1 tRNA gene and 2 rRNA genes (1 of these 3 running past the window's edge) are annotated in these 3,078 nt (G+C 55.1%); all 3 read right to left on the bottom strand.

The window, feature by feature from the left end:
- Positions 1 to 2 precede the first annotated feature (2 nt).
- A tRNA-Met gene (locus BW970_RS20000) sits at positions 3 to 79 on the bottom strand.
- Positions 80 to 112: 33 nt separating this feature from the next.
- Positions 113 to 227 (bottom strand): 5S ribosomal RNA (gene rrf / locus BW970_RS19995).
- Between the two features lie 94 nt (positions 228 to 321).
- Positions 322 to 3,078: ribosomal RNA gene (locus tag BW970_RS19990) — 23S ribosomal RNA — on the bottom strand (it continues 79 nt past the right edge of the window).

Genomic DNA, 3,078 nt, shown 5'->3' with positions numbered 1-3,078 from the left:
TTTGGTTGCGGGGGCAGGATTTGAACCTGCGGCCTTCAGGTTATGAGCCTGACGAGCTACCGGGCTGCTCCACCCCGCGCCATTGTAGGGAGATTATCTTGGTTCTTATCAGGTCTGGCGGCGAGCTACTCTCCCACGTCTTGAGACGCAGTACCATTGCCGCGGCGGCACTTAACTTCCGAGTTCGGGAAGGGATCGGGTGTTTTGCTCGCGCTATGACCACCAGACCGGAGAAGAACCAAGGACACATCGGCGCTATATTTTAGCGACTGTCATGTTGAGTATTGTGTAGCATGTTTCCAGAGTCTTGCTTTTTCTGGATGGATCAAGCCAATCGGGCAATTAGTACCGGTCAACTGAACGCATTGCTGCGCTTACATCTCCGGCCTATCGACGTGGTGGTCTTCCACGGCCCTCAAGGGAGACCTTGTTTTGAAGGGGGCTTCACGCTTAGATGCCTTCAGCGTTTATCCTGTCCGCTCATAGCTACCCAGCACTACCGTTGGCACGATAACTGGTCCACCAGTGGAGCGTTCACCCCGGTCCTCTCGTACTAGGGGCAACTCTTCTCAAGTCTCCTACACCCACGGCAGATAGGGACCGAACTGTCTCACGACGTTCTAAACCCAGCTCACGTACCTCTTTAAATGGCGAACAGCCATACCCTTGGGACCTGCTCCAGCCCCAGGATGAGATGAGCCGACATCGAGGTGCCAAACGATGCCGTCGATATGGACTCTTGGGCATCATCAGCCTGTTATCCCCAGAGTACCTTTTATCCGTTGAGCGATGGCCCTCCCACTTGGGACCACCGGATCACTATGGCCGACTTTCGTCTCTGCTCGACTTGTCAGTCTTGCAGTCAGGCGGGCTTCTGCCATTGCACTCGACGACCGATTTCCGACCGGTCTGAGCCCACCATCGCGCGCCTCCGTTACTGTTTGGGAGGCGACCGCCCCAGTCAAACTCCCCGCCACGCAGGGTCCCGGACCCGGATAACGGGCCGCGGTTAGACATCAAGAGTGCGAAGGGTGGTATCTCAAGGGAGACTCCACCGAGACTGGCGTCCCGGTTTCGATGTCTACCACCTATCCTGCACATCGCAATCCTGATGCCAATGCGAAGCTGGAGTAAAGGTTCATGGGGTCTTTCCGTCTAACCGCGGGTAGTGTGCATCTTGACACACAGTTCAATTTCGCTGAGTCCACGTTAGAGACAGCGGGGAGATCGTTACGCCATTCGTGCAGGTCGGAACTTACCCGACAAGGAATTTCGCTACCTTAGGACCGTTATAGTTACGGCCGCCGTTTACCGGGGCTTCAATTCGGAGCTTGCACCCCTCCTTTTAACCTTCCGGCACCGGGCAGGCGTCAGACTGTATACGTCGCCTTACGGCTTCGCACAGCCCTGTGTTTTAAGTAAACAGTCGCCACCCCCTGGTCTGTGCCCCCCGCCACTGCTTGCGCAATGACGGGGCTCCCTTCTCGCGAACTTACGGGAGCATTTTGCCGAGTTCCTTTAACGTGGTTCTCTCAAGCGCCTTGGTATACTCTACCAGTCCACCTGTGTCGGTTTGGGGTACGGTCTGATGGAGGGCTATTTCCAGGGACCACGCGGCTGCCAGCTCAATCCGATAAGAGCTGACAACGTTAATGATCCGTCACATCCTCCTGGCCCAGGAATATTAACCTGGTTCCCATCGACTACGCCTTTCGGCCTCGCCTTAGGGGCCGGCTTACCCTGCTCAGATTAGCTTTAAGCAGGAACCCTTGGACTTTCGGCGACAGGGTCTCTCACCCTGTTTGTCGCTACTCATGTCAACATTCTCGCTTCTGATCTCTCCACCGGATGCCTTACAGCCCGGCTTCACAGAAAGCTCCTTGTGTCCATGCCATCCACGGATGGATGGTCAAGACACATGGAGCTATATCACAGAACGCTCCGCTACCACGCACATCGCTGTGCATCCCGAGCTTCGGCTCATGGCTTGAGCCCCGTTACATCTTCGCCGCAGGACCTCTTGACTAGACCAGTGAGCTGTTACGCTATCTTTAAAGGATGGCTGCTTCTAAGCCAACCTCCTGGTTGTTTTGGAAGTCCCACATGCTTTCCCACTTAGCCATGAATTGGGGGCCTTAGCTGCGGGTCAGGGTTGTTTCCCTCTTCACGACGGACGTTAGCACCCGCCGTGTGTCTCCCGGATAGTACTCTGCGGTATTCGGAGTTTACTTAGACTCAGTAAGGCTGTGGGCCCCCATCATCCATGTAGTGCTCTACCCCCGCAGGTATTCGTCCGAGGCGCTACCTAAATAGCTTTCGCGGAGAACCAGCTATCTCCGAGTTTGATTGGCCTTTCACCCCTAGCCACACGTCATCCAGACCCTTTTCAACGGGTGTTGGTTCGGACCTCCAGTTGGTGTTACCCAACCTTCATCCTGCACATGGCTAGATCACTCGGTTTCGGGTCTGATCCCACGAACTCAACGCCCTTTTAAGACTCGCTTTCGCTGCGCCTACACCTATCGGCTTAAGCTTGCTCGTAAGACCAAGTCGTTGACCCATTATACAAAAGGTACGCCGTCAGGACTCATGGTCCCTCCGACTGCTTGTAGGCGTCCGGTTTCAGGTACTGTTTCACTCCCCTCGTCGGGGTGCTTTTCACCTTTCCCTCACGGTACTGGTTCGCTATCGGTCAGCAAGGAGTACTTAGCCTTCGGGGGTGGTCCCCCGATCTTCAGACAGGATTTCACGTGTCCCGCCTTACTTGATATGTCCCGTGGTGCTTCCTGTACGGGGCTGTCACCCTGTATCGCTGGCCTTTCCAGACCATTCCAGTCACACTTCCAGGCTCGGCTGGTCCGCGTTCGCTCGCCACTACTAGCGGAGTCTCTATTGATTTCCTTTCCTCCGGGTACTTAGATGTTTCAGTTCCCCGGGTTTGCTTCAAAACCCCTATGTATTCAGGGTAATGATACCTGGTTTTGCCCGTTGATAATCTGCAACGCAGATAACAACAGACAATCAGGTGGGTTTCCCCATTCGGACATCCATGGATCAAAGCCTATTCCCGGCTCCCCA

Source organism: Gemmobacter megaterium (assembly GCF_900156815.1).
GTDB classification, from domain to species: Bacteria; Pseudomonadota; Alphaproteobacteria; order Rhodobacterales; family Rhodobacteraceae; genus Wagnerdoeblera; species Wagnerdoeblera megaterium.
Note: the sequence above shows the minus strand (reverse complement) of the source record. Positions and strands in the feature narration are given on the sequence as shown.